This is a genomic window from Fictibacillus fluitans (assembly GCF_030418125.1).
Taxonomy (GTDB): domain Bacteria; phylum Bacillota; class Bacilli; order Bacillales; family Fictibacillaceae; genus Fictibacillus_C; species Fictibacillus_C fluitans.
Genome location: NZ_JAUHTR010000001.1, coordinates 424,797 through 450,327, shown reverse-complemented (window position 1 = coordinate 450,327; position 25,531 = coordinate 424,797). Strand labels below are relative to the sequence as shown.

Here is a 25,531-nt window from a genome sequence, read left to right as displayed (position 1 = left end):
TGGTAAAAGCGCATAAAAGCATACTAAGAAAGATCAACGCCTGTTTGCGATTTGGAGGAGAATATGGAATCAAATCATAAAGATTCAAACAAAAAGCTTGCCCTCATCTCACTGGCATCCATACCGCTTGTGATGACCTTGGGCAATTCCATGCTTATTCCTGTTTTGCCATCAATTGAAAAACAACTTCATATTTCATCATTCCAGGTATCCATGATTATCACTGTTTATTCCATCGTGGCCATTATCCTCATCCCGATTGCAGGCTATCTGTCGGACAGGATCGGAAGAAAAAAAGTAATTATCCCGAGCTTGATCATTGCTGGCCTCGGCGGTCTGGTCACCGGATGGGCCTCATGGAAAATGGCGAATCCGTACTACATTATTCTTTTGGGAAGACTGCTGCAGGGGATTGGATCTGCCGGTGCTGCCCCGGTTGTTCTTCCGCTTGTCGGGGACATGTTCAAGGATGAGAAGGAAGTGAGTTCCGGCCTTGGCCTGATTGAAACAAGCAATACGTTCGGAAAGGTGCTGAGTCCGATTATCGGAGCCGCTTTAGCCATATCTATCTGGCACCTTCCTTTTTGGTTTATTCCGATCTTTTGCCTGATCTCCATAGGCCTCGTATCATTTCTTGTAAAAACACCAAAAAAAGAAGAAGACGCACCTCCTCCATTCAAAGAGTTTTTGCAGTCATTCAAAAAAACCTTTAAAAACAATGCCAGATGGCTGATCGCTATTTTTGCCATTGGCGGAATCATTATGTTTGTTCTTTTTGGTGTTTTATTTTATTTGTCAACGACCCTTGAGGAAACCTATGGCATTAATGGGGTAAAAAAAGGATTTGTCCTGGCCATCCCTTTATTGGCTCTATCCATATCTTCGTTTATTGCCGGTAAGAAAATCGGTCAGAACAAAACGTTGATGAAATGGCTTACCTTTTGCGGCATTCTTCTTGTGTCCGTTTCCATACTTAGTGTGACGTTTACGGATGGGATATATTTTCTGCTTGGCATTTTATTTGTGAGCGGACTTGGAATCGGGGCTGCCTTGCCATGCCTCGATGCACTGATTACAGAGGGAATCGAAAAAGAAGAAAGAGGGACGATTACTTCCCTTTACAGTTCCATGAGGTTTGTTGGTGTAGCCCTGGGACCGCCAATTTACGCACTGATCATGAAATCGGACCATTCCTTTGTTTTTTATGTTTCTTCAGGCGTAAGCCTGCTGGCTGCACTGCTCGCATTTTTTGCGATCAAGCCGGAAAAAGGAGAAAAAGGGGAACAGCAAAAGAAACCCAGTGATGAAAAGGAACAACCAGAAGAACCAGTAAAACCCCTTAATCCTGCGCTGCATTAAAAAACTCACGGCTTCCATAGCCGTGAGTTTTTTTTATTTATCAATTTCGTTGCGGACGTTGGTCGGCGGCCACCATGTATAACCATCTTCGTTTAGAAGCTCTTCTGCTTCAAGCGGCCCCATGGTACCAGACGTATATTTATAAAGTGGGATGTCCTTGTTTTTCCATGCGTTTGTAATGCCGTCAATGAACTCCCAGGCAAGGGCCACTTCATCCCAGCGGGTGAAGTACGTGGAATTGCCGAGCAGGCAGTCATGCATCAGCTTTTCGTAAGCCTCTGGGGTGTTCAATTCATTTTGGCAATTATTGCAATAGTTCATGTTGATTGGAAGCAGGGCAGGGAAATCTCCTTGCGGCTTCGCATTCAACGAAAGGCTCAAACCTTCATCTGGCTGGATATGGATCCTCAAAAGGTTCGGCTGGTAGTGATCATTATGTTCATGATAAAGGGCCATTGGGCCATTTTTAAATTGAACGACGATCTCTGTCGCTTTGGTTGCCATGCGTTTTCCTGTACGAAGGTAAAATGGTACGCCGGCCCAGCGGAAGTTGTCGATGAAAATTCTTGCGGCTACAAATGTATCTGTTTTAGAAGCTGGATCCACATTTTCTTCATCAATATAGGCAGGAACCGCTTTGTTGTTCATTTTGCCTTCTTTGTACTGGCCGCGGATGATATTTTTCTCCACTTCATCTTCATTGTAAAAACGAAGCGCACGGAGAACCTTTACCTTTTCATCACGGATTAATTTTGGATCCAATCCGCCAGGAGGCTCCATCGCCACCATCATCGCCATTTGCAGCATATGATTTTGGAGCATGTCCAAAATCGCACCGGATTTTTCATAATATGACGCACGGTCTTCCACTCCAAGGGTCTCGCTGGAAGTTATCTGTACAGAAGAAATATACTTGTTGTTCCAGATCGATTCAAAGATCGCATTACCAAAGCGGATCACCTGGATGTTCTGGACCATCTCTTTTCCAAGATAGTGGTCAATCCGGTAAATGCTTTCTTCAGGAAAACTTTTTTGGAGCTGTTCGTTAAGCTCGGTTGCTGACGCAAGGTCATGGCCGAACGGTTTTTCAATAACAAGTCGCTGCCATCCCTTGGTCTCCGTTAACCCTTCCGATTTAAGGAGTGTAGGGATAGTCCCGAAGAATTGAGGGGCCATCGCAAGGTAATACATGCGGTTTCCGCCAAGCGCATAAGTGCTGTCAAGCTCATCTGCAAGGTCTTTCAGTTCATGATAGCTTTTTACGTTTGTAACATCCATGCGGATAAAATAAAAATGTGATGCAAATGTATCCACTTTTTCAGTTGGGAAATCCCCAGCTTTAGCAACGGAAGCAATAACATCCTCCCGGAATTTCTCATGTGAAAAATCTTTTCTTCCCACTCCAATTACTGCAAACTTTTCGTTGAGCTTTTCCTTTTGGTACAATTGGAAGAGCGCAGGGTACAGTTTACGGTGAGCCAGATCACCTGTTGCTCCAAAAAGTACGATACAGGCTTCTGGAATATGATTATTCATGTTATCAATCCTCACTTTACTAGTATTGCTTATGACATCAGTTTCCCCTATGTTTGAAAAAAATAACGTAATATTTTCGAAAGGAGTCGCCTCATGAAACACATTGTAACACAAGAATGGCTGAGCGCTCATTTATCACGCTCGGACGTGCTGATCTTCGACTGCAGATTTAATTTGGCCGATCCGGAAGAAGGAAAGAAATGGTATGAAAGCTCCCATATTCCGGGTGCAGTGTATGTTAACCTGAACAAGGATTTATCAAGAAAGGTAACGGAGCATGGAGGCCGTCATCCATTGCCCTCCAAAGAAGGGGCTGCAGCCACATTTGGAAGACTTGGGATCAATGAGGAACAAACCGTTGTCGCCTATGATGACCAGAATGGGTCAATGGCAGCAAGGTTATGGTGGATGCTGAAATTTCTGGGACACGAAAAGGTATTTGTTCTTCAAGGAGGCTACACCTCTTGGGAGAAAGCCGGAAACCCGGTTACGGATGAACACACCATTCCTGAACCAACACACTTTACCATCAGGGAAAGTAAGTGGCAGGCAGTGGGAATGGAAGAGGTAAAGCGGGCCATCCAAACAGAAGAAGCGATCATTATCGATTCAAGGGATGCGGCCAGATACACAGGCGAACAGGAAACGATCGATAAAAAAGCGGGACACATTCCAGGAGCCATCAACAAACCGTGGTTAAAAAACATCAACAGCACAAAGGAATGGCACCCTGCAGAAGAATTAAGGGACCTTCATAAAGACTTGTCAGGCAAAAAAGAAATCATCGTTTATTGCGGTTCCGGCGTTACTGCTTGTGCCAACATCCTTGGTATGAGTGAGGCTGGCATTGAGCAGCCAATATTGTATCCGGGCAGCTGGAGTGACTGGATTTCCTATGATGATAATCCGGTTGAAACGAAAGAATAAAATTTCACGTACCTTATTCAAATTATTTTAATAAAAAAAGAGCAGCTAACAGAATGCCAGTGAAAAGAGGCTCTAGTTGGCTGCTTTTTTTCTGGAAAAAGAATCTTGAAGGATTCTCCTCATTACATATGGAATAGGGAAGAAGAGTAAACCAGGGGGTGCATGAGTATGCAAACAGATACATACTACAAAGATACAACGATTAAGCAGAATGACATTACAGCTTCCATTTGCCTTGATTATTTTAATGAACGGCTTCGGGTCGATGACTACCGGGGAAACGTCCAATCCATGGTCAAAGCGGTACAAAGCCTGGCAGAGCAGCATAACTTTTCAAAAGCGATTGTTAAGGCCAGAGCAGAACATCTTCCTGAACTGCTGTCCTCCGGCTTTCTTCCGGAAGCCTGGTTCAGCGGGTTTTTTAACGGCAGCGATTGCGTGGCCATGTGCAAATATTACAGCAATGAACGGAAGCGAAGCGATTATTGGGTGGAAGAGGATAACATCATGGATCAGATCCTTTCCACTCCCCAAACGAAACAAGAAACTGTCTTGCCGGAATCCTATTCGATCCGTCTTGCTCTAAGAGAAGATTGCACACGTCTGGCCGGTTTATACAGCAAGGTTTTTGAAGTTTATCCTACACCCATGAATGATTCACGCTATATCGAAAAAACAATGGAGAATGGAACGGTATATTATCTAGTGGAACATGAAGGTGAAGTGGTGAGTGCTGCTTCTGCCGATATCAACCAGACCTATCATAATGCAGAACTTACGGATTGTGCCACACTGCCGGAACACCGGAAATACGGATTGATGAAAATACTGATCGACCAATTGGAACAAGAGTTAAAATCCCGCCACATCTATTGTGCGTATTCGATTGCCCGTTCCTTATCTTTTGGAATGAATGCTGTTTTCTCTCAGAGAGGTTATCATTATCAGGGCAGATTGATCAAAAACTGCCTGATTTTTGATAAATACGAAGACATGAATCTATGGGTAAAGGATTTATCCTCCAGGTAGTGCCGGATTTTCGGCGGTTGTGATGAATTTTCAGCAGTTTGTCTTTCATCCTGAGGGAGGTGCCAGTAATGATTGAAAAAGTGGAAACCATCGAAATCCTAAAAGCGATTCTTAAAACGATTGACGAAGGCATTCATGCGGTTGATGCCAGGGGGATGACTATTTTTTATAATGAAGTAGCCGCTTCGCTGGATGGGCTGAAGGTCAGTGATGTCATCCACTACCATGTGCTTGATGCCTTTCCTTCACTGAATCAGGAGACGAGTACGCTATTAAAAGTAATCAAAACCGGAAAGCCCATTATCAATCAGCAGCAAACGTATACGAACTTTAACGGAAAGCGAGTGGACACTGTAAATACCACTCTTCCATTGCTCGTCGATGACAGGCTGATCGGCGCAATAGAAATCTCAAAAGATTTAACCAAAATCAAACAGCTGACGGAAAAGCTGCTCGATATGCAGGCTCAATTTCATCAAGCACGTCCAAAACAAGTCTTCCATGGCCATTTTGCTTCTTACCATCTGGAAGACTTTATTTCGGCGGATCCGGCTATTGATCAATTAAAGCAGCTTCTGAAAAAAGTTTCACAAACATCGTCTCCGGTTCTCATGTTCGGGGAGACGGGGACCGGAAAGGAAGTTTTAATTCAGGGGATTCACAATGAGTCTCCCCGTAAAAACAAACCGTTCATTGCCCAAAATTGCGCTGCCATTCCTTCACAGCTGCTGGAGAGTATTTTGTTCGGCACCTTAAAAGGCAGCTTTACGGGAGCCGTCGAGCGGCCGGGGCTTTTTGAACTTGCCGATGGAGGCACTTTATTCCTTGATGAAATTAACTCCATGCCTTTGGATATCCAGGCCAAGCTGCTTAGGGTGCTGCAGGATGGAGTGGTGCGCAGGGTGGGGGAAACAAAAGGGAAGGCTGTCAATGTACGGATCATGGCAGCATTAAACGAACATCCTGTGGAATGTGTTAAACAACAGAAGCTCAGGGAAGATCTCTATTACCGGTTGAATGTCATTTTCTTTGAGGTTCCTCCTCTCCGGGAACGGCCATTGGATATCGAACTTCTTGCCCGTCATTTCATTTCCCACTACAACCATACCTTTCACAAAGAAGTGAAGGGCATTACAGAAGAAGCGCTGCAGCTTTTATGCGGGTACCGTTGGCCTGGAAATGTACGGGAACTCAAGCATGTGATTGAATACGCAATGAATATGGCAGAAGATCAGGAAATCATCCGGAAGTCCGACCTCCCCCTTCATCTGCTGGCAGCAGGCCGGCTGCAGGCAGAAACATCCATCGTGCCTTTGCGTGAAGCACTGGCAAGAAGGGAACAGGAACTGATCTCGACCGCGCTGACCAAAACAGACGGCAACATTCAAAAAGCGGCACAGCTCCTGAAGATTCCCAGACAAACCCTTCAATATAAATTGCGAATGAAAACTTGACGGACCGCCGAAATTTCGGCGGTTTTTTCTTTTTCCCATATAGGCCGGCGAACGCATACAGTGGTAATAAACAGCTCTGACACAGATACACCGCTCATAAATATTGTCAGGGAATTTGGCACGAAACTTGCAACTGTAGTAAATGAGCTCAGTATACAAGGAGGTAACATCATGCCGATCGTAAACGGTTTGTACCAGCCGAAACGACATTGGAAAGAGATAGAGTTATGGAAGGATGTCACTGAAGAACAATGGAATGACTGGCTATGGCAGTTGACCCATACTGTCAGGACGCTTGACGATTTAAAAAAGGTTGTTAATTTAACGCCCGAGGAAGAGGAAGGCGTTCGCATATCAACAATGACCATCCCGTTAAATATCACGCCGTATTATGCGTGGCTGATGGACCAGGATGATCCCCGCTGCCCGATACGGATGCAGTCGGTTCCTGTGGGTAAGGAAATTCTGAAAACAAAATATGATTTGGAAGATCCCCTTCATGAAGATGAGGATTCACCAGTACCGGGTTTAACCCACCGTTACCCCGACCGGGTCCTGTTTCTTGTAACCAATCAATGCTCCATGTACTGCCGCTACTGCACAAGGCGGAGGTTCTCCGGCCAGATCGGCATGGGAGTTCCCAAAAAGCAGCTGGATGCCGCCATTGATTACATTGCCGCAACTCCCCAGGTCCGGGATTGCCTGATTTCGGGAGGCGATGGTTTATTAATCAATGACAACATTCTCGAATATATTTTAAAGAGGCTGAGGGCCATTCCACATATGGAAATCATCCGGATCGGCACACGTGCGCCGGTAGTATTCCCGCAGCGGATTACAGAGAACCTTTGCTCGATTTTGAAAAAATACCATCCTGTCTGGCTGAATACACATTTTAATACATCAATTGAGATTACCGAGGAATCCAAACGGGCATGTGAAATGCTGGCCAATGCCGGAGTTCCGGTCGGGAACCAGTCGGTCATCCTTGCCGGAATCAATGACAGCACACATATTATGAAAAAACTGATGCATGACCTCGTCAAAATCAGGGTTCGTCCTTACTATATCTATCAATGCGATCTTTCCGAGGGAATCGGTCACTTTCGGGCACCGGTATCCAAGGGTCTCGAAATTATCGAAGCGCTTCGCGGACATACGTCAGGGTATGCAGTTCCCACCTTTGTTGTGGATGCGCCCGGCGGAGGCGGCAAAATTTCGCTGCAGCCGAATTACATGATTTCACAGAGTCCCGACAAAGTGATCTTGAGAAACTTTGAGGGTGTGATTACTTCGTATCCGGAGCCCCAAAATTACGTACCGGGCAAAGCCGATGAATACTTTAATGAAACGATGAATATTACCGAGCAGCCGGCAGCCATCGGCATCACGGCTTTAATGAAAGATGAAAAGTTTAATATTGTTCCGGAAGGACTAAACCGGTTCGACCGGAGAAAAACATATCAGACCAATCCCGAGCATGCAACGCTCAAGGATAAGCGTGGAAAAAGGGATGAAATGAAAGAAAGAAAATATAAGCATGAGCAGCAAAAAGAGACAGATAAGCCGGGCGATGACACGGTAAAAGAAGCCTGATGGAGGTGCAGCTGATGAAGGAATGCATGTGGTGCAATGAAGATGGGGCAGTGGAAACGACAAAAACGGGCTTCTGGGAGCTGCATGATGGAACCCGTGCCCTGCAGATTGATGAGATTCCTGCGGTGTGCTGTTCATCCTGCGGCATGGAATACCATGAAGATGATGTGATTGAAGAGATTGAAGATCAATTGCTTCTGATTGATACAAAAAAGCTGGGAGAAGTTGTGACATTTAAAGAGCTTATGGCCACGGAACGTTTTTTAAAGAAGAATTACTTTAAATTTTATAATTGAACCTTTTGAAGCAACGGATCATGATCCGTTGCTTTCCAACATAAAGGAAAGGGGTGCCCCCCGTGGATAAATCAGGCATCATCAAACCGGTCCTGGATGCAAGTTATCCGATGATCAGCCATGGTAAGGGTATTTATTTATATGATACCGATGGAAAGCGGTATATCGACGGTTCATCCGGAGCGATAACAGCGAACATAGGCCACGGCGTGGAGGAAATTGCCGACGCCATGGAGAAACAAGCAAAACAGATTGCTTTTGTGTACCGATCTCATTTTACGAGTGCTCCTGCTGAACGCCTGGCAAACAAACTCGCAAGCCTGGCACCGGGAAATTTAAACTGGACATTTTTTGTGAACAGCGGGTCGGAAGCAACCGAAACGGCGCTAAAGGTAGCGATTCAATATTTTCAAGAGCAGGGAATCCGCACGAAAACTAAAATTATTTCACGCTGGACCAGCTACCATGGAATCACACTGGGTGCGCTGTCCATGTCAGGCCATGCGTTAAGAAGGGAACGGTTTAGTGCACTGCTTGAAGATTTCCCTGCGGTTGCAGCTCCTTATTGTTACCATTGTCCGCTGAAAAAAACGTATCCTGGATGTGGGCTGGCGTGCGGCAATGACCTGGAGCGTGCCATACAGGAGATCGGGGCGGAAAACATTGCGGCCTTTATTTTTGAACCAATTGTCGGTGCAGCAGGAGGAGCCGTAACTCCGCCTCCTGGATACTACGAAAAAATTAAAGAGATCTGTGACCGGCACAACATCCTGACGATTGCGGACGAAGTGATGACAGGTATGGGGCGAACGGGAAAAATGTTTGCAGTGGAGCATTGGGGAATCGAACCCGATATCATGACACTCGGAAAAGGAATGAGTGCGGGTTATACACCCATGGCGGCTACGATGGTATCCGACCGGATTATCAATGTAATCAGAAAGGGTTCTAAAATCGTAATGAGCGGTCATACCTTCAGTGCCAATCCGCTGTCAGCAGCGGTTTGCGGAGAAGTAATTGATTACATGGAGAAGCACGAGCTTGTACGAAACGCAGAGGAACAGGGGAAAAAACTGATGGCGAGCCTTCAGGATCTTCAAAAAAAATATCCAATCATCGGTGAAGTCAGGGGCAAAGGACTGCTTTGCGGACTTGAACTGGTGAGCGACCTGCCAACCCGCGTTCCTTTTTCAGCCACCCACCGTGTGGGGGAAACGCTGATTTCGCTCTGTTTTAAAAACGGGCTTGTGATTTATCCGGCTTTTGGCGGAGTAACAGGATTCGAGGGTGATTCCGTCCTGATTTCCCCGCCCTTAACCATTACATCGTTTCAAATCTATGAAATGCTGAGAATATTGGAGGAAAGTATGGAGGAACTGATGAACGGGCTTGTTTCAGCAGGCATCCTCGTGCATAAGGCAACAAGTTAAGGAGGGATGAGTCACCATGGTTTCCCAGTCAAAACAGGGTCCATTAAAAATAAAACAGCTGTCGTTAGAGGAAGCAGCTTCTCATTTCTTTGACGGGATGACGCTGATGGTCGGCGGGTTCGGAGGAGTTGGCGCTCCGCCCGGCCTGATCAATGTAATGATTGATAAACAAATTAAGGACATCTATATGATCAGCAACGATACAGGTTTCCCCTGGATTGGCCCCGGAAAACTGATTACGGAAAAGCGCGTCTCCCGGTTGATCGCCTCCCACATTGGTTCCAATCCGGAAGCGGGCAAACAGATGCAAAATGGAGAACTCGCTGTGGAATTCATACCTCAGGGAACGCTTGCTGAAAAGATCAGGGCGGGTGGTATGGGCCTTGGCGGTATTCTTGTGGATGTAGGATTTGGCACCATTGTGGAAAAGGGAAAGCAGACAGTGGAGGTTGAAGAAAAAACGTTTATGGTTGAACCCGCTCTCACAGCAGATGTTTCCATTGTTTATGCCAAACAGGCGGATACGTATGGCAATCTCATCTATGACAAGAGCGCACGAAACACAAATCCGCTGGTAGCCATGGCTGGTAATATCACCATAGCAGAGGTGGAAGAAATAGTGCCTGCAGGACAGCTGGATCCGGAATGTGTGGTAACACCGGGTGTCTTTGTGGATTATATCGTCCAAAGCAAAGGGGTGGACTGGAAATGGGTCTGGGAACTGAAACAAGACACCAAATAGCGAGAAGAGCAGCCCTGGAAATTCAGCGGGGGATGATTGTCAATTTAGGAATCGGTATTCCCACACTCGTTGCGGATTATATTCCAGGAAACTATGGAGTAATGCTGCACACGGAGAACGGCATTCTCGGCATGGGTGGATCTCCGCCGCCCGGAAAAGAAGATGGCAATCTTTCCAATGCCGGAGGATATCCTGTGACATTGATCGCGGGGGCTTCTTATTTCGACAGCGCCACGGCATTTGGGATTATCCGCCGTGGCCTGCTCGATATAACTGTGCTGGGGGCTCTTGAAGTAAGTGAACAAGGAGATATCGCCAACTGGATCGTTCCTGGAAAAAGAGTGCCAGGTATGGGAGGAGCGATTGATCTTGCCCAAAAATCAAAAAAAGTCATTGTGCTGATGAACCATACCGATAAAGAGGGGAATCCGAAAATCGTGAAAGAATGCAAATTGCCGCTCACGGTGAAAAAGGGAGCTCATATGATCATTACCGAAAAGGCAGTAATTGACATCGCGGATGAAAAGCTTGTCCTTAGAGAAGTCATGCATCCACACTCGATAGAGGAAGTAGTGGAATCAACGGGTGCCGCTCTTGAAATTGGCAATCAGGTTGTGTCCTTTCAATAATCAAATCTAAAAGCAGGAGGGATCTTATGCAGGAGACCATTCAAAAATGGATGATAAGGAAAAAACCGGAGGCCATCTCGTTTCTTCAGGAAATGGTGCGAAAGAACAGTGAACAGGGCAATGAAAAAGAGGTGCAGCTGCTGGTTGCTAAAAAGCTGGAAGAGATGGGCTGTGAAGTGGATCTATGGCATCCGGACGAGGAGGAATTTCTTAATCACCCTTATTTCTGTGCCACACGAACTGATTTTTCAAACAGTCCCAATGTAGCGGCAGTGATCAAAGGCACAGGAGGCGGCCGGTCAGTTGTTCTCAATGGCCATGTGGATGTTGTACCTCCGGGCGATATAAAACAGTGGGAACACGATCCTTATAGCGGATCGATTCAGGATGGAAAGCTGTATGGCAGAGGGGCCACAGATATGAAAGGAGGCAATCTCTGTCTGCTGCTTGCGATGGAATGCATCAAGGACCTGAAACTGGAATTAAAAGGTGATGTTATCTTTCACAGTGTGATGGAAGAGGAAAGCGGGGGAGCAGGGACACTTGCCGCCATTTTAAGAGGCTACACAGCAGATGCGGCCATTATTCCTGAACCGACAAACATGAAAATTTTCCCTACCCAGCAGGGCTCCATGTGGTTCAGAATTCATGTTTTCGGTCGTTCCGCTCACGGCGGTACCCGGTATGAAGGAGTAAGTGCCTTTGAAAAGGCAATAGTTGTCATACAGGAAATCCAGCAGCTGGAGAAAACGAGAAATGAAAGAATCACCAATCCTTTGTATGAAAAGATACCTATCCCCGTTCCAATCAACCTTGGCAAAATTTCAGGCGGTGATTGGCCATCTTCAGTCCCTGACTGCATTGTGATCGAAGGGAGAATTGGTGTTGCTCCTGATGAAACCCTTGAGCAAGTTAAAAAAGAGTTTGAAGACAGAATGTCGAGTATACAAGACGAATGGCTGACGGGGCACCCTCCTCGTGTGGAATGGTTCGGAGCACAATGGCTTCCCGGCGCAATAGATACTGAACATGAGTTGATGCAGCTGCTCAAGAAACGCTTCAGGGACATCTCAGGAAACGAGCCGGTTATTGAAGCATCGCCCTGGGGAACAGACGGCGGTCTTTTAACAGCAGTGGGGCAAACGCCAAGTATTGTATTTGGGCCAGGCGTCACTTCTGTCGCCCATTACCCGGATGAATACATCGAACTGGATAAGATTTTTGAGGCTGCAGCCATGATAACTTTAACTGTTATGGACTGGTGCGGGGTAGCCAGTCAGCCACAGCAAAAAGAGCTTCTTGAAAAGGAAAAGTAACAGGTCCGTTGCTTCATAGTGAAGAAAGTTCATGTAAAGGATCATTTATAGGCGGGAGGGAGCGCCAATGGATGGTTAAAGATGAAACGTGTTCTTTGGTGATTAAAGAAGAGGTATGGGGTGGGCAAGGTGTTTTGAGCATGTCATATACAAAATTAAGTCCGAGAGGAAGCAGGAAAGAGGGAGTATAAAGAGGGAAAAAATGGCTCAGCTTATACACGGCTTCATAGGTGATGGCCAGCTCATACAGCAGATAAGGCATTCCTGATTGAGTCACAATAAAGGTTCTGTAGGCGAAGGATTCATTTTCATAATACTGAGAAACGATTTGATACTCTTTTTTTTCGATTTGGCAGTTTGGAATCTTAAAAAGATGGGAATCAGAATTTCTAACAGACAATCATTTATCCTCCTCTAGTCTCATTTCATTATGAGTTCGTGACAAAAGGGGATTCTCCTTTATTGCAATAAAAAAAGATGAACAAGACTGTTCATCTTCTAGAGAGGGTTATTTTGAGCCCGTTTCACAAAAGTCTCTTCTTCACCCACTACGCCGCAAGTAGCACATTGAATCAGTTTATTGGCTCCGTTGTAGGGGATATGAAAAGGATCAAGCTCTTCATTGCTGTTATACTGGTTGACAATGGAGCCGGTGGCAGGATCCAGTTTCACTGATTGTGGAACTTGATCGATGATGTTAAACCGTGTGCGGTTCGTTTTGCAGTTAGGGCATAAATAAGCATTAGCCATAAATATCAGCCTCCTTTTACTACATAGGATTGCCATTATGAGGAAAATTATAAGGAGGATTCTTTTTTTGACTTCCGGGAAACATAGGTATATTCTATATACAGGAGCTGACCACATTGGGAAAACAGAAAAAAGGAAATGCCAATGCCCAGCGTAACAATAACGCAAAGAAAATGGAACAGCGCAGTGATACAGAATTTGCTGCCATTGATGAACAGCAAAGGGAAAATCACCGCCACGGCAAGAAAACAAAGTAAGATTATTTACAAAATCAAGCTTTGGAGTTATAATTACATTCTGCGATGTTAGTGGCTCTTATTTTGTCTTAAACCGATATGAGTAATACGGGAATCTTAAATGACTGGTTGAATACACCGTGCCTCTCCATTACGCAGAGGAAGGTGAAAAGACCGCTGCGGATACCCACCTGTGAGAACGGGTTTTTAAGACAGGATGAGCTACGGCAAAGCGGATATACATAACAAGCTTATTTTACTTCTATGGGTAAAATAAGTTTTTTTATTAGGCGTTTTTCTAAACTTGTTGTGAGCTTCGAGAACCTTTTGCTACATCATCATTGTTAGTTGATTGGAGAGAAAGGTGGGAGACTCCGGCGGGAACAGCGGTACAGATGAGACCTAGGAGGCGTTTACGCCGGCAGGGCTCAGCGCCCGCCCGCGGAAAGCGAGCAGCCTGGAACGGGAATCAACCACTCCAGACAGCAACGGTTATGAAACACAGCCTTTTATTATTGGTGGGATGGTGGAAAGTATGTCGGAAGAAACACAAGAAAAATTGCTGTTAATCGATGGGTTTAACTTGCTGAGCAGATGTTATTTTGCCACAGCATACGGAAAGGAATGGGATCAGCTCACGCGCAATTCGCAGGGCTTGTTCACCAATGGCCTGCGTGCAAAAATCCAGAAGCTTCTCCAGCTCGTAAGAATTCATGAACCTACACATCTGGCCATCGCGTGGGATGTGAAGCGAAATGAAACATTGCGCAAAGAAAAGTTTCAGGACTACAAGGGAACAAGAAATGAGCTTCCTGAACCTTTGATCCAGCAGTACGAAACAGCGGTTACGCTTTTTGATACGTTAGGTCTTCCGCAGTATACCATTCCGAGATATGAAGCAGATGATATAATCGGCACCTTTGCCCAAAAGTGGCGTGATGAAAAACAGGGGGAGTGCGTCATCTACAGCAATGACCGTGACTTGCTGCAGCTTTTATGCGAGAAGACCTCCCAGCTGATTGCCGCCAAAAAAGGTGAGATTAAATATACCGTGCATGACTTCCGTGATGAATACGGAATAGAGCCTTCCCAATGGATTGATGTGAAAGCATTGCTCGGGGATAAAAGTGACAATATCCCCGGTGTAGCAGGAGTCGGCGAGAAAGCCGCATTGCCTCTGGTTCAGCAATACGGAAGCGTGGAAGGCATTTATGAATGCGTGGATGAACTGGATGTTAAGTACAAAAGATATTTCAAGAAGCTTCAGCTTGGCCGTGAGATGGCGTTCCTGAGCCGGGACCTTTGTGAGATATACAGAGATGTCCCTGGTATTCTGGATTTAAATTTTGATGATGTCCGGATCCGGGTCAATCGTTCATTATTAAAAGATGAATTATCCAAACTTGAAATCAATGTGAGAGTGGGCTGATCATGTTCCGCTCTTTTTTTATGTAATTTTATTCAGCTGAACCGCCTTGCGGGCAAGATCGTCAGCGACTTTGTTCTGTTTGCTTGGAATCCATTTGATAAAAAACAATTGTAATGCTTCGATCTTTTCGAGCGCCTGCTGAAGAAGGCTGTCATATCGTTTGTCTTTGGCAAACCGTTTATCAACCGCCCGCTCAACCGCCTGTGAATCCGTTCGGAATGACACAGGATCATACTTCTTTTCCAGACAAATATCAAGAGCAAGAAGCAAGGCTTTGAACTCAGCTTCATGGTTGGACAGGCAGCCAAGCGGAATGCTGTGCTGTTCCACCTTCCCGTTTCCCAGTTTTATGAAGATTCCCGCACCGGACGGCCCCGGGTCTCCCGCGCTTGCTCCGTCAATATAAACTTCAATCACATATCATCCCTCCTGATAGTTCTATTATAGCCAAATGGGATACAATAAGGTAGGAGATTAACTTAAGAGTGGAGGTCATGGTTTTGAAACTGACACTGGAATGGGAATACAAACCTGCAAAGTCGAAAGAAAAAATTCGATTTGTTTCAGACCCGGTTACAGTTGGGCAGGCGGTCCTGCTTGCAGCTGACATTGAGAAAACAGGCCGACTCGGCAACATAAGCTTTATGGATGAAACAGGTGTTTATTGGTCCAGGAAAGAGCTTCAAAAAATGGTCGCAGTGATTGAAACAGAGCCGGCGGATATTGTTGCTTATTTCGACGGAGGCTTTCAAAAGGATAGCCGGGAATCCGGCCAGGGGGTGGCTATTTATTATACACAAAGCCACAAGCAATACCGGGTGCGCACCAATGCTGCGTTCGACGAAATCGCATCCAACAGTGAATCGGAATATGCGGCTCTCTGGCTTCTTGTCAATAAGTTGGACGCACTGGGCGTTCACCATACTTCCGTAACAATTAAAGGCGATTCAATGGGTGTGATCCATCAGATGAGCGGCGAATGGCCTTGCTATGAAGAAGACCTTCAGCGATGGATGGACAGGATCGAGGAAAAAATAAAAAAACTCGGGCTCCAGCCTGTCTATGAACTTTTGAACCGAAATGAAAATAAAGAGGCAGATAGCCTGGCCACTCAGGCATTGAACGGCAATATCATTCACGGAAAAAAAGAAATCATTGATTAAAGTCATTTTGGGTTGATACAATTTAAATGGAACTTTTTTAGAATGGGATGGGGTATTTTGTCGCAGTTTTCAATCCAGGACTATTTCCAGCACCTTGAATCAAAAGGGATTAAATTGAAAGAAAGCGATACAGCATTTATTGAATTCGGAAAGCACTTCACCGGTATGAGTGATTACATGGTCAGTATATCGATCGAAATCACCCTTAAGATCCAGCGGGAATTCGATGGCAGTTATTATATTGCCCTCCTTGAAGGTTTTAAAGAAAACAACATTACGACCAAGAAAAAAGCGTATGCCTATGTAAATGATCTTGAAGTCGAACTTACCGTTTAATATTCATAATAAAAAGCCGGAGAATTTCCGGCTTTTCTTTCTTTATGGCTTTAATGCCTCATTTATTTGCTGTTCACATTGTTCAATTGTTTCTTTGGCATGCTCCAAAAACATTCCATCCATGCCGGTGGGGTTTTTTAGTGCGTCCTGGTATTGTTGCTTTGCGGTAGCAAGCGCTTCTTTAGCTGCATGAAGCTGGCCCGGGTCCATGCTCATTGTAGCATGGCCGATGATCCTCTGTGCACTCTGGATCGACATATCCACTTGTTTTAACTCATTATACGGTTCTGACATCCCATTCACCTACCTGTTTTTTAAGTTAGTATGTCTAGAGCAGCCATTTTTTATAAGGAAAGAAAAAAGGAGCAGATCGATTTGGAAAGAATTTTGGAAGCAGCAGAGAACTACGCAAAGTCAGTGCTCGGCCTGGACGGGAGCGGGCATGACTGGTGGCATATTTACAGAGTAAACAAACTTGCATGTACGATCGCAAGGGAAGAAGGGGCAAATCTTTTCATATGCAGCCTTGCTGCTCTCCTGCATGACGTTGCTGATGAGAAATTGAATGGGTCAGAAGAAGAAGGAATTCAAAAAGTCAATCAGTGGATGAATGAAAATGAGGTTCCTGCAGAGGTATGTTCACAGGTTCTTAACATCATCTCAACCATGTCCTTTAAGGGCGGAAACAAAGTTCCTATGTCATCACTTGAAGGCAAGGTGGTTCAGGATGCTGACCGGCTCGATGCCATGGGCGCCATTGGCATTGCACGGACATTTGTATACTCGGGACATATAGGGCAGTTGATTTATGACCCCTCTATTCAGGTAAGAAACAGCATGACAAAAGAGGAATACCGCAACGGGCGGTCAACGGCTGTGAACCATTTCTACGAAAAACTTCTGAAACTAAAAAATGGTATGAATACTTCCTATGGAAAACAGCTGGCAGCACGCCGGCATGAAGAGATGGAGCACTTTCTTGAAGTGTTTTTTAAGGAGTGGGAAGGAAGACGGTAAAAAAGGGAGAACCGCATAATCCATGCAGCTCTCAGGGTAAAAAGATTACTTTATTCTGCCGGACGGGGTCCTGCGTCAAGTCCGTCCTTCGATGATGTCATCGCCGGTGCGATTTCCGCGTCCCCGCTCACTCTTACCTGGCAGGAAAGGCGGATATTCTCACCAAGGCCTTTCGTTTCAATAATGTTTCGTTCAGCTTCTCCCATTTCGCCGAAGCTGCCCTGCAGTACTTCAACACGGCATGTCGTACACCTGGCATTGCCACCGCACCGGTGAAGAATATCAACACCCTGGTCTTCCAGCCCTAGTACCAGTTTCTTGCCATCTTCAATTTCGTATTCGCCAAAACCTTTTACAGAGATCTTTGCCATAAAATGAACCTCCTTAAGTATGTAAATTGAAATCACTTCCATTATAGTATACATGGATTTGCAGCAAAAACAAAAATGCGGATACACTATTAAAGCGGTTGAAAGCAACATTATCTTTTATGACTGTTTTTTTGTAGAATGATAATAGCACGTATACAGGGGGTACTCTACAGATGACGAAGGAAGTAACGCACAAGTCTGACATCGAGATTGCACAGGAAGCCAGCATGAAACGGATTGAAGAAATTGCTGCACAGTTGAACCTGCAGGAAGAGGATTGGGAACCATATGGACGATACAAAGCCAAGTTATCCCTTGATTTATTTGATAAACTAAAAACCGCGCAGGAAGGCAAGGTGGTCCTTGTTACTTCCATCAATCCAACGCCTGCCGGCGAAGGAAAATCAACTGTAACCGTCGGCCTTGGCCAGGCATTGAACCGGATTGGCGAAAAAGCGATTATTGCACTTCGTGAACCTTCGCTTGGACCAAGCATGGGACTGAAAGGCGGAGCAGCTGGCGGAGGGTATTCGCAAGTCATTCCGATGGAAGACATTAATCTTCATTTTACCGGTGACATCCATGCAATCACAACAGCTAACAATGCGTTGGCCGCATTCATCGACAACCACATCCATCGTGGAAACGAGCTGAATATCGATCCCCGCCGCATTGCCTGGAAACGAGTGATTGATATGAATGACCGCGCCTTGCGTAACATTGTAATAGGTTTGGGCGGACCGGTACAGGGTGTTCCGAGAGAGGATGGTTTTGACATCACCGTAGCTTCTGAAGTAATGGCCATTTTCTGTCTTGCCCGGGACCTGAAAGATTTAAAGAAAAAGCTTTCGAGAATGGTGGTTGCTTATACATATGATAACCAGCCAATCACAGTAAGTGATCTGAAAGTGGAGGGAGCACTTACCCTGCTGTTAAAGGATGCGCTCCGCCCCAATCTGGTACAAACCCTGGAAAATACACCTGCCATTATACACGGGGGACCATTTGCGAATATCGCGCACGGCTGCAACAGCATCATTGCGACCAAATTGGCGAGTAAGCTTGGTGATTTTGTGGTCACCGAAGCAGGATTTGGAGCAGATCTCGGAGCAGAGAAGTTTTTAAACATTAAATCACGATATGGGGAGCTCAACCCGAGTGCTGTTGTTATTGTTGCCACAGCGCGCGCTTTGAAAATGCATGGAGGTGTAGATAAAACCCAGCTATCTGGTGAGAATACAGCTGCCCTTGCAAAAGGAATGGCCAATCTTGAAAAGCACATTGAAACCATCCGGGCTTTTGGTCTGCCGTTTGTAGTTGCGGTGAACCGGTTTGTTTCGGATCAAGATACAGAAGTTGAACATATTTTGAATTGGTGCAGAGATCGGAGCATTCCTGTGGAAATCGCAGACGTCTGGCTAAAAGGCGGAGAAGGCGGGGAGGATCTGGCGAAAACCGTACTTAAGATTATTGAATCCCAAAGTAATGCGTTTGAACCCCTGTATACGCTAGATCAGCCACTTGAAGAAAAAATCATTACCATCGCAGAAAAAGTGTATGGTGCGGCAGGTGTCCAGTTTTCGCAAAAAGCACTGACACAGCTAAAGGATTTTGATCAGCAGGGCTGGTCTTCACTTCCCGTATGTATGGCGAAAACGCAGTACTCCCTGTCGGATGACCCTAAGAAGCTCGGTCGGCCGACAGAATTTGTAATTACAATTCGCGAATTAAAAGCTTCAATAGGTGCCGGCTTTATTGTAGCCCTTACCGGGGATGTCATGACGATGCCCGGCCTTCCGAAGTCACCTGCTGCTCTGAACATGGATGTTACGGAAGATGGAAAAGCCGTTGGATTGTTTTAAAGAAGAATCAGGTCTGCTATACTTAGCAGAGGGAGGCTGATCGAATGAAACCGTTACAAATATCGCCGGAGACCGCCGTTATGCTGTCCAAAAAGCTGAATGTTCCGCTTGAACAGATCATGCATATGCCGCAGCATATCCTGATTAAAAAGCTGATGGAACTGGAAGCCGAAGAAAATAAAAAAGATGAAGAATGAAAAAGGGAGCCTGCTTTCTTAAATGCAGGTTTCTATTTTTGATATAAAGGTGAATACTATGAAAAAGAACAAAGGGATTGAGCAGTTATGGAAAATAAGTTAAGGGCCGGAGAAGTCGCTTCTTTAAATGTGGCGCGATTAAGTGAGTTTGGCTATTTTTTAAGCAATGGATCAGAGGATGTGATGCTTCATAAACGTGAAGCTTCACGGGAATTGAAAGAAGGAGAAACCATTGATGTCTTTTTGTACCAGGACCATGAAGGCCGGCTGGCGGCAACAATGTCCCAGCCAAAAGTAAGGCTGGACACACTGGCCTGGCTGACGGTGGTTGGCTCCCAAAAACGACTGGGTGTTTTTCTCGATATGGGCATACATAAAGATGTATTATTGTCCAATGACGACCTTCCGGGTCCATTGGATCAATGGCCCGCTGTCGGAGACCAGTTGTACTGCGGGCTCCGCCTTGATAAGAAAGGCAGACTGTTTGCAGACCTTGCTTCAGAACAGGAGATCGTGGACCAGGCTGAAGCGGCGGAAGAAACCCATTTTAATCAGATGGTGACCGGTCATGTGTACAAACTCAATGAAGCAGGAGCTTTGGTATATACGGATAATCAATTGATCGGTTTTATTCACAACGAGGAAATGACGCGCCAGCTCAGGCTTGGCGAACGGGTGGAATGCCGTGTGACGTTTGTGAGAGAAGACGGCAGAGTCAATCTATCCATGAAACCAAGAAAAGAACAGGCGTATAATGAAGATGCTGAAATGATTTATCAGTACTTGAGAAATCACAGAGGCCAAATGCCGTATACCGATAAATCGGATCCTGATGATATCAAAAATGAATTTGGCATCAGTAAGGCAGCATTTAAACGTGCACTGGGCAAATTAATCAAAGAAAACAAAGTGAAGCAGGAAAATGGAACGACATTCTTAAAAATTTAACGTTACCAAGCATACAGGATTGTTCTGTATGCTTTTTTGATGCGGAAAAAACGGTTAGGATACGCAAAGAGGGAGATAGTAGGAAGGAACAAATCCTTTGGAGGGATCTTACTTATGAAAGAACATAAGCTTGGATTGCTGGTGCTCACCGCGCTGGTTATCGGAAACATGGTCGGATCCGGAATATTTATGCTGCCGCGTTCGCTGGCTGAGGTGGCAAGCCCCGGTGGCGTTCTGGGCGCATGGCTGATTACAGGATTAGGCGTTTTGCTGACAGCCCTGGTGTTCGGCAACCTTTCCATGAGAAAACCATCTTTAAACGGCGGGCCGCAAAACTATGCAAAGGCTTTATTCAAGGAGGATTCTGAAACCTCGCTTGTCGCAGGCTATCTGGTAGGCTGGGGTTATTGGGTGGCGAACTTTGCAGGCAATGTGGCCATCATCACAACGTTTGCAAGCTATCTTTCCACGTTCTTTCCGGTGATGACCAGTAAACAGCCCCTTTTTACCGCAGGAACTGCGACTGTCACCCTGGGGGGAGGAATCACTTTTTTGGTGTGTTCAGTCTTATTGTGGGGTCTCCATTTTATGATCTTAAAAGGAATTGAAGGAGCGGGAAAGTTAAATCTGGCAGCGACTGTGGCGAAGGTTGCCGGTTTTCTGTTTTTTATCATCATCTGTTTATTTGCCTTTCAATCGAATTACCTCATTCCCTTCATTGAACCAAAGCCAAACAGCTCGGGAGAAGCCGTCGGGTTTATGGGGCAGTTGAATGCTGCAGCCATCTCCACGCTTTGGGCCTTTGTTGGTGTAGAATCAGCGGTGGTTTTTTCCAACCGGGCCAAAAGGCAAAATGATGTGAAGAAGGCAACCATTATCGGACTCTTGCTTGCTCTTTTGATTTATATAGGGATTACGGTTCTTGTTATGGGAACACTTCCGCAAAAAGAGCTTATTCATTCACAAAAGCCGCTCGTTGATGCACTGGAGAGCGTAATCGGACCGTCGGGAAGCAGTATAATGGCTATACTTGGCCTGATTTCCCTTTTTGGAGCGACCATTGGCTGGATTTTGCTTGCGGCAGAGGTCCCGTATCAAGCTGCGAACAAATCGATGTTTATTCCGGCTTTTACCAAAGAAAACCGCTACGGCGCACCTTCTTTTTCCTTGATTGTCACCAATATTATGACACAGCTTTTTATATTTTCCGTTGTGTCCCAATCGATGGCGGATGCGTTCGATTTCGTTATTTTTGTTGCAACACTGGCCTTCCTCGTTCCATATCTGATGGCATCCTTGTATCAGGTGAAACTTGTTTTTAGCGGCGAAACGTATGAAGGTGCTTCAAGATCGAGATTTTGGGACGGTCTGATTGCCGTTCTTGCTGCGCTGTATTCGTTATGGGTCATTAAAGCAGGTACGGAGGATTTAAAAACTTTTCTTTTTGGCATGGGACTTATAGTATCAGGAATCATTTTTTATCCGCTCGTGCGCAAACATGCCTGGGACAAGCAAAAAGGACAGCGCGAATAAAGCCGCTGTCCTTTTTGCTGGTTAAGCATTATCCCGAAGGCCAACACCTGTGTTCACTTTTACGAGTATTTCGTCGAATTTACTTTCATCCACGGCTTTCCTGGACATCAGTGTACCAACGATGGCCCCAAGGAAGCCTAACGGAATGGATACGATACCCGGATTGGCAAGCGGGAACAAGGGCTCCCCGACGAGTATGGCCGCTCCGGCTTCCGGGGACCAGACGCTCGGGCTGATGGCAACAAGGATCAATGAGCTGAAGAGACCAACAAGCATTCCGGTTACTGCCCCTGTCGTATTGAAGCGCTTCCAAAAAACAGTGAGAAGCAAAATGGGAAGGTTGGCGCTGGCCGCAACGGCAAACGCAAGAGAAACCAGAAATGCCACATTCAGCTTTTGGGCAAAGAGTGCAAGCAGAATGGATAGAATAGCAACTCCGATGGAAGCCCATCTTGCCGCATTCATTTGTTCTTTCTCAGTCGCTTTTCCCTTGCGCAGGATCTGGCTGTAAAAATCATGCGCAAATGCGGAAGCCCCGGAAAGGACAAGTCCTGCAACGACGGCGAGAATGGTTGCAAACGCCACTGCGGATACAAAGGCAAACAAGAAATCTCCTCCAAGTGCACGGGCAAGCAGAGGGGCTGCCATGTTGCCTGCAGCATTTGCTTTTACAATGGTTTCATTACCGACAAACGCAGCTGCTCCAAATCCAAGAAAGACCGTCATGATGTAAAAGATGCCGATCATCCATGTGGCGTAAACGACTGACTTTCTTGCCGTAGGTGCATCTTTTACCGTGAAAAAGCGGATCAGGATATGAGGCAGGCCTGCTGTGCCTAAAACAAGTGCCATATTGAGAGAAATCGTATCCAGCGGGTCTTTGTATTTATTGCCGGGATTCAGGAAGCTTTCTCCAAGCGGTGTAGCGGTTTTCATATGTTCGAACATTCCGGTTACACTGTATCCAAATTTGGCAAAGACCATAACGGAAATGATAAAAGTGCCTGCCATTAGCAAAATTGCTTTGACGATCTGCACCCAGCTTGTGGCCATCATGCCTCCGAAAACCACATAAACCGTCATAAGCACTCCGACGATTAAGACAGAGGTTGTATATTCCAAACCAAGCAATAACGTAATGAGGGCACCGGCTCCAACGAGCTGTGCGATCATATAAAAAATGGAGATAGTAATGGTATTCAGGGCCGCAACACCCCGGACCTTTCTGTCATCAAACCGGGAGGCGATCATGTCTGCCATCGTATATTTACCCAGGTTTCTCAACGGTTCAGCCACGAGATAGAGAACTACAAGATAGGCGACGAGAAAGCCGATGGAATAAAAGAAGCCGTCGAACCCCGAAAGTGCAATGGAACCGGCAATTCCAAGGAACGATGCTGCTGACATGTAATCACCTGCGATGGCAAGGCCATTTTGCCAGCCGGTCAGTCCGCCGCTTGCTGTGTAAAAGTCATTTGCATTATTGGTTCGTCTGGCAGCAAAATATGTAATGACAAGTGTGATGGCAACAATTCCGACGAAGAGCATAAAAGCTGTATTCATTTCGTTTTCTCCTTTTCAGTTTGGGCGAGGACATCATCGGCCATTTGGTCGAATTTTACCGCTTTTCGGGAGTACAAAATGCAAAGCACCCAGGTCATTACAAACTGTGAGAACGCGAAAACCCACGCCCAGCTGATGCTTCCGATAGCATTTTCATTTAAGGTGGTGGAGTAGGAGGTCATGATGGGAAGAGCAAAGTAAAAGACCAGGAAAAAAATGGACATGGGCAGTAGAAACTTCTTTTTTTGACGGAGCAAATTTTGAAAAGACGGGGAAGAGGCAATGGATGAATAGTCGATTTGTCCTTTTTTGACTTTTTTTTCGGCTAACATACCATCCCCTCCTGAAAATACAAGTGAGAAATCACGCTTGCAACACTCCTTTCTTAAATTTGTCAGAAAAATTAGAATCATTCCTATTATATAAGATGCGTGCATGTTTATCTACAATTTCTAAGATATAGTTGAGCTTTATGGTTGGTTATAGTATTTTTAGGATATTTACCATACATATAATTAAAGGGGGAATGGGAATGAGCCTTATTTTAATCAAACTTGGAATATCAGCATTCCTCGGTTTGGTGATTGGACTTGAGCGGGAACTGAAACGTAAGCCTGTTGGCCTGAAAACTTGTCTGGTCATTTCCATCAGCAGTTGTCTGTTGACGATCGTTTCTATTGAATCGGCAAGGACATTTTCTGAACTGACTGGAAGAACAATGATGGATCCCATGCGTTTGGCGGCCCAAATTGTCAGCGGAATCGGTTTCCTGGGAGCCGGTGTCATTTTAAGGCGCAGCAATGATGTTATATCAGGACTGACAACAGCTGCGATGATTTGGGGCGCTTCTGGATTGGGAATAGCATCAGGAGCCGGTTTTTATATGGAAGCTTCAGCAGGCGCCCTCATGATACTGATCAGTGTGGAATTGATCCCGATGATCATGAAATGGGTTGGCCCGAAAACGCTGAGGGAAAAGGAAGCAAAAGTACGACTCATTGTTCCTGATGGAAGAGATATGACTGAAATGATTAAAGAGATTAAGAAAAGGGACATGAAAATTTACAATGTGCGTGTGAAGGATCTGGAAAATGGAACGAGTAAAATGGAATTGACCATTGGAACGTATGATAAAAGGTATACAACCGACATTTATTATGATATTAAAGAAATAACAGGAGTAAAGAACGTAGAGATTGAAACGCTTGGATAATTTCATAAGGAGACAAAACAATGAAAGCTTTAATTGTTGTGGATTATACATTTGATTTTGTTGCGGATGAAGGTAAATTGACATGCGGTGCGCCCGGCCAGTCCATTGAAAGCCGGTTGACTTCCATTACGAAGCAATTTATCGAGAATAACGATCTTGTTGTATTTGCCGTGGATTTGCATGAAGAGGATGATACGTACCATCCTGAAATGTCACTGTTTCCTCCGCATAATATTAAAGGGACAAAGGGAAGGGAGCAATACGGAATGCTTGGAGATTACATTAACTCCTTGCCGGACGAACAGAAAAAACTTTTATATTGGATGGATAAAACCAGGTACAGTGCCTTTGCCGGCACCAATCTGGATCTTAAATTGCGTGAACGCAGCATCACTGAAATCCACCTGGTGGGTGTATGCTCTGATATTTGTGTATTGCATACGGCGATTGATGCTTATAATCGAGGCTTTTCCATTGTGGTTCATGAGGATGCAGTTCAAAGCTTTAATGCCGCAGGCCATGATTGGGCGCTTCAGCATTTTACAAGTGTACTCGGAGCAAAAGTCGTTAACAAGAGTTCACATTAGGGCTGTTTCATG

29 protein-coding genes and 1 other RNA gene are annotated in these 25,531 nt (G+C 45.4%); 22 read left to right on the top strand and 8 right to left on the bottom strand.

Annotated elements, in window-relative coordinates:
• Window positions 1-63: 63 nt before the first annotated feature.
• Window positions 64-1,359 carry a bacillibactin exporter BcbE gene (gene bcbE, locus QYB97_RS02135; protein WP_301164304.1) on the top strand — a complete coding sequence of 432 codons (1,296 nt, stop codon included), beginning with the start codon at window positions 64-66 and terminating at the stop codon, window positions 1,357-1,359.
• Window positions 1,360-1,392: 33 nt separating this feature from the next.
• On the opposite strand, the gene zwf is transcribed toward bcbE, so the two are convergent.
• Entirely contained in the window at window positions 1,393-2,895 is a 1,503-nt protein-coding gene (gene zwf, locus QYB97_RS02130) for a glucose-6-phosphate dehydrogenase (protein WP_301164303.1), read from the bottom strand.
• Window positions 2,896-2,988: 93 nt separating this feature from the next.
• Here zwf and QYB97_RS02125 point away from each other — a divergent pair, with 93 nt between their 5' ends.
• The 9 genes from QYB97_RS02125 (at window position 2,989) to QYB97_RS02085 (ending at window position 12,314) form a co-directional block, all read left to right on the top strand.
• Window positions 2,989-3,822, top strand: a complete 834-nt coding sequence (locus QYB97_RS02125; RefSeq protein WP_301164302.1) for a sulfurtransferase — start codon at window positions 2,989-2,991, stop codon at window positions 3,820-3,822.
• A 168-nt stretch (window positions 3,823-3,990) separates the two neighbouring features.
• Complete coding sequence (gene ablB, locus QYB97_RS02120) at window positions 3,991-4,851, top strand: putative beta-lysine N-acetyltransferase (RefSeq protein ID WP_301164301.1); 861 nt, start codon at window positions 3,991-3,993, stop codon at window positions 4,849-4,851.
• Between the two features lie 68 nt (window positions 4,852-4,919).
• The gene (locus QYB97_RS02115; protein ID WP_425589752.1) at window positions 4,920-6,305 is read left to right on the top strand and encodes a sigma-54 interaction domain-containing protein; all 1,386 of its coding nucleotides are present in this window, start codon (window positions 4,920-4,922) and stop codon (window positions 6,303-6,305) included.
• Window positions 6,306-6,482: 177 nt separating this feature from the next.
• Window positions 6,483-7,901 (top strand): lysine 2,3-aminomutase, encoded by a 1,419-nt coding sequence (kamA, locus tag QYB97_RS02110; protein ID WP_301164898.1) that lies wholly within the window; start codon window positions 6,483-6,485, stop codon window positions 7,899-7,901.
• Between the two features lie 14 nt (window positions 7,902-7,915).
• On the top strand, window positions 7,916-8,197 hold the full coding sequence (locus QYB97_RS02105) for a YokU family protein (protein ID WP_301164300.1): 282 nt from the start codon (window positions 7,916-7,918) through the stop codon (window positions 8,195-8,197).
• A 62-nt stretch (window positions 8,198-8,259) separates the two neighbouring features.
• Complete coding sequence (locus QYB97_RS02100; protein ID WP_301164299.1) at window positions 8,260-9,627, top strand: aspartate aminotransferase family protein; 1,368 nt, start codon at window positions 8,260-8,262, stop codon at window positions 9,625-9,627.
• A 16-nt stretch (window positions 9,628-9,643) separates the two neighbouring features.
• On the top strand, window positions 9,644-10,369 hold the full coding sequence (locus QYB97_RS02095; RefSeq protein WP_301164298.1) for a CoA transferase subunit A: 726 nt from the start codon (window positions 9,644-9,646) through the stop codon (window positions 10,367-10,369).
• Window positions 10,336-10,998 (top strand): 3-oxoacid CoA-transferase subunit B, encoded by a 663-nt coding sequence (locus QYB97_RS02090; RefSeq protein ID WP_301164297.1) that lies wholly within the window; start codon window positions 10,336-10,338, stop codon window positions 10,996-10,998. The genes QYB97_RS02095 and QYB97_RS02090 overlap by 34 nt, the downstream gene beginning before the upstream one ends.
• 26 nt (window positions 10,999-11,024) lie before the next feature.
• A complete protein-coding gene (locus QYB97_RS02085; RefSeq protein WP_301164296.1) occupies window positions 11,025-12,314 on the top strand; it encodes a peptidase in 1,290 nt (429 codons plus the stop codon).
• Window positions 12,315-12,327: 13 nt separating this feature from the next.
• Here the strand turns inward: QYB97_RS02085 and QYB97_RS02080 are convergent, their stop codons facing one another.
• Entirely contained in the window at window positions 12,328-12,714 is a 387-nt protein-coding gene (locus QYB97_RS02080; RefSeq protein WP_301164295.1) for a hypothetical protein, read from the bottom strand.
• 98 nt (window positions 12,715-12,812) lie between these two features.
• Window positions 12,813-13,064: a DNA alkylation repair protein gene (locus QYB97_RS02075; protein ID WP_301164294.1), complete on the bottom strand. Its 252-nt coding sequence runs from the start codon at window positions 13,062-13,064 to the stop codon at window positions 12,813-12,815.
• A 116-nt stretch (window positions 13,065-13,180) separates the two neighbouring features.
• Here QYB97_RS02075 and QYB97_RS02070 point away from each other — a divergent pair, with 116 nt between their 5' ends.
• The 3 genes from QYB97_RS02070 (at window position 13,181) to QYB97_RS02060 (ending at window position 14,729) form a co-directional block, all read left to right on the top strand.
• Window positions 13,181-13,321, top strand: coding sequence for a hypothetical protein (locus QYB97_RS02070; RefSeq protein WP_301164293.1), 141 nt, complete (start codon window positions 13,181-13,183; stop codon window positions 13,319-13,321).
• 34 nt (window positions 13,322-13,355) lie between these two features.
• Window positions 13,356-13,543: non-coding RNA, 6S RNA (gene ssrS, locus QYB97_RS02065), on the top strand.
• Between the two features lie 292 nt (window positions 13,544-13,835).
• Window positions 13,836-14,729, top strand: a complete 894-nt coding sequence (locus tag QYB97_RS02060; protein ID WP_301164292.1) for a 5'-3' exonuclease — start codon at window positions 13,836-13,838, stop codon at window positions 14,727-14,729.
• Window positions 14,730-14,747: 18 nt separating this feature from the next.
• On the opposite strand, the gene QYB97_RS02055 is transcribed toward QYB97_RS02060, so the two are convergent.
• Window positions 14,748-15,146, bottom strand: coding sequence for a reverse transcriptase-like protein (locus tag QYB97_RS02055; RefSeq protein ID WP_301164291.1), 399 nt, complete (start codon window positions 15,144-15,146; stop codon window positions 14,748-14,750).
• A gap of 83 nt (window positions 15,147-15,229) precedes the next feature.
• Here QYB97_RS02055 and QYB97_RS02050 point away from each other — a divergent pair, with 83 nt between their 5' ends.
• Both QYB97_RS02050 and QYB97_RS02045 read left to right on the top strand, forming a co-directional pair.
• Entirely contained in the window at window positions 15,230-15,892 is a 663-nt protein-coding gene (locus QYB97_RS02050; protein WP_301164290.1) for a reverse transcriptase-like protein, read from the top strand.
• A gap of 57 nt (window positions 15,893-15,949) precedes the next feature.
• The gene (locus QYB97_RS02045; protein WP_301164289.1) at window positions 15,950-16,228 is read left to right on the top strand and encodes a DUF6123 family protein; all 279 of its coding nucleotides are present in this window, start codon (window positions 15,950-15,952) and stop codon (window positions 16,226-16,228) included.
• Window positions 16,229-16,270: 42 nt separating this feature from the next.
• On the opposite strand, the gene QYB97_RS02040 is transcribed toward QYB97_RS02045, so the two are convergent.
• Complete coding sequence (locus QYB97_RS02040) at window positions 16,271-16,522, bottom strand: DUF2564 family protein (protein ID WP_301164288.1); 252 nt, start codon at window positions 16,520-16,522, stop codon at window positions 16,271-16,273.
• Between the two features lie 81 nt (window positions 16,523-16,603).
• Between QYB97_RS02040 and QYB97_RS02035 the strand changes: the two genes are divergently transcribed.
• Complete coding sequence (locus QYB97_RS02035; protein ID WP_356948156.1) at window positions 16,604-17,245, top strand: HD domain-containing protein; 642 nt, start codon at window positions 16,604-16,606, stop codon at window positions 17,243-17,245.
• Between the two features lie 50 nt (window positions 17,246-17,295).
• Here QYB97_RS02035 and QYB97_RS02030 read toward each other — a convergent pair whose 3' ends face one another.
• Entirely contained in the window at window positions 17,296-17,616 is a 321-nt protein-coding gene (locus QYB97_RS02030; protein WP_301164287.1) for a 2Fe-2S iron-sulfur cluster-binding protein, read from the bottom strand.
• A gap of 173 nt (window positions 17,617-17,789) precedes the next feature.
• Here QYB97_RS02030 and QYB97_RS02025 point away from each other — a divergent pair, with 173 nt between their 5' ends.
• The 4 genes from QYB97_RS02025 (at window position 17,790) to QYB97_RS02010 (ending at window position 22,156) form a co-directional block, all read left to right on the top strand.
• Window positions 17,790-19,478: a formate--tetrahydrofolate ligase gene (locus tag QYB97_RS02025; protein ID WP_301164286.1), complete on the top strand. Its 1,689-nt coding sequence runs from the start codon at window positions 17,790-17,792 to the stop codon at window positions 19,476-19,478.
• A 44-nt stretch (window positions 19,479-19,522) separates the two neighbouring features.
• On the top strand, window positions 19,523-19,675 hold the full coding sequence (locus QYB97_RS02020; RefSeq protein ID WP_301164285.1) for a YycC family protein: 153 nt from the start codon (window positions 19,523-19,525) through the stop codon (window positions 19,673-19,675).
• Between the two features lie 87 nt (window positions 19,676-19,762).
• Window positions 19,763-20,623, top strand: a complete 861-nt coding sequence (locus tag QYB97_RS02015) for a CvfB family protein (protein ID WP_301164284.1) — start codon at window positions 19,763-19,765, stop codon at window positions 20,621-20,623.
• 114 nt (window positions 20,624-20,737) lie between these two features.
• Entirely contained in the window at window positions 20,738-22,156 is a 1,419-nt protein-coding gene (locus QYB97_RS02010) for an amino acid permease (RefSeq protein ID WP_301164283.1), read from the top strand.
• 21 nt (window positions 22,157-22,177) lie between these two features.
• Here the strand turns inward: QYB97_RS02010 and QYB97_RS02005 are convergent, their stop codons facing one another.
• Entirely contained in the window at window positions 22,178-23,719 is a 1,542-nt protein-coding gene (locus QYB97_RS02005) for a solute symporter family protein (protein ID WP_301164282.1), read from the bottom strand.
• The gene (locus QYB97_RS02000; protein WP_301164281.1) at window positions 23,716-24,051 is read right to left on the bottom strand and encodes a DUF485 domain-containing protein; all 336 of its coding nucleotides are present in this window, start codon (window positions 24,049-24,051) and stop codon (window positions 23,716-23,718) included. The genes QYB97_RS02005 and QYB97_RS02000 overlap by 4 nt, the downstream gene beginning before the upstream one ends.
• Window positions 24,052-24,251: 200 nt before the next feature.
• On the opposite strand from QYB97_RS02000, the gene QYB97_RS01995 reads away from it, so the two are divergent.
• Window positions 24,252-24,932, top strand: coding sequence for an MgtC/SapB family protein (locus tag QYB97_RS01995; protein ID WP_301164280.1), 681 nt, complete (start codon window positions 24,252-24,254; stop codon window positions 24,930-24,932).
• A 20-nt stretch (window positions 24,933-24,952) separates the two neighbouring features.
• Window positions 24,953-25,519 (top strand): cysteine hydrolase family protein, encoded by a 567-nt coding sequence (locus QYB97_RS01990; RefSeq protein WP_301164279.1) that lies wholly within the window; start codon window positions 24,953-24,955, stop codon window positions 25,517-25,519.
• Window positions 25,520-25,531: the final 12 nt, after the last annotated feature.

Bases quoted from the DNA above. Each gene is read 5' to 3' on its own strand.
- QYB97_RS02005 (WP_301164282.1), bottom strand. From the start codon at position 23,719: ATGAATACAGCTTTTATGCTCTTCGTCGGAATTGTTGCCATCACACTT.
- QYB97_RS02040 (WP_301164288.1), bottom strand. From the start codon at position 16,522: ATGTCAGAACCGTATAATGAGTTAAAACAAGTGGATATGTCGATCCAG.
- QYB97_RS02085 (WP_301164296.1), top strand. From the start codon at position 11,025: ATGCAGGAGACCATTCAAAAATGGATGATAAGGAAAAAACCGGAGGCC.
- ablB (WP_301164301.1), top strand. From the start codon at position 3,991: ATGCAAACAGATACATACTACAAAGATACAACGATTAAGCAGAATGAC.
- QYB97_RS02020 (WP_301164285.1), top strand. From the start codon at position 19,523: ATGAAACCGTTACAAATATCGCCGGAGACCGCCGTTATGCTGTCCAAA.
- QYB97_RS02060 (WP_301164292.1), top strand. From the start codon at position 13,836: ATGTCGGAAGAAACACAAGAAAAATTGCTGTTAATCGATGGGTTTAAC.
- QYB97_RS02000 (WP_301164281.1), bottom strand. From the start codon at position 24,051: ATGTTAGCCGAAAAAAAAGTCAAAAAAGGACAAATCGACTATTCATCC.
- QYB97_RS01995 (WP_301164280.1), top strand. From the start codon at position 24,252: ATGAGCCTTATTTTAATCAAACTTGGAATATCAGCATTCCTCGGTTTG.
- bcbE (WP_301164304.1), top strand. From the start codon at position 64: ATGGAATCAAATCATAAAGATTCAAACAAAAAGCTTGCCCTCATCTCA.
- QYB97_RS02075 (WP_301164294.1), bottom strand. From the start codon at position 13,064: ATGGCTAATGCTTATTTATGCCCTAACTGCAAAACGAACCGCACACGG.
- QYB97_RS02125 (WP_301164302.1), top strand. From the start codon at position 2,989: ATGAAACACATTGTAACACAAGAATGGCTGAGCGCTCATTTATCACGC.
- QYB97_RS02105 (WP_301164300.1), top strand. From the start codon at position 7,916: ATGAAGGAATGCATGTGGTGCAATGAAGATGGGGCAGTGGAAACGACA.
- QYB97_RS02015 (WP_301164284.1), top strand. From the start codon at position 19,763: ATGGAAAATAAGTTAAGGGCCGGAGAAGTCGCTTCTTTAAATGTGGCG.
- QYB97_RS02095 (WP_301164298.1), top strand. From the start codon at position 9,644: ATGGTTTCCCAGTCAAAACAGGGTCCATTAAAAATAAAACAGCTGTCG.
- zwf (WP_301164303.1), bottom strand. From the start codon at position 2,895: ATGAATAATCATATTCCAGAAGCCTGTATCGTACTTTTTGGAGCAACA.
- QYB97_RS01990 (WP_301164279.1), top strand. From the start codon at position 24,953: ATGAAAGCTTTAATTGTTGTGGATTATACATTTGATTTTGTTGCGGAT.
- QYB97_RS02025 (WP_301164286.1), top strand. From the start codon at position 17,790: ATGACGAAGGAAGTAACGCACAAGTCTGACATCGAGATTGCACAGGAA.
- QYB97_RS02090 (WP_301164297.1), top strand. From the start codon at position 10,336: ATGGGTCTGGGAACTGAAACAAGACACCAAATAGCGAGAAGAGCAGCC.
- QYB97_RS02010 (WP_301164283.1), top strand. From the start codon at position 20,738: ATGAAAGAACATAAGCTTGGATTGCTGGTGCTCACCGCGCTGGTTATC.
- QYB97_RS02030 (WP_301164287.1), bottom strand. From the start codon at position 17,616: ATGGCAAAGATCTCTGTAAAAGGTTTTGGCGAATACGAAATTGAAGAT.
- QYB97_RS02115 (WP_425589752.1), top strand. From the start codon at position 4,920: ATGATTGAAAAAGTGGAAACCATCGAAATCCTAAAAGCGATTCTTAAA.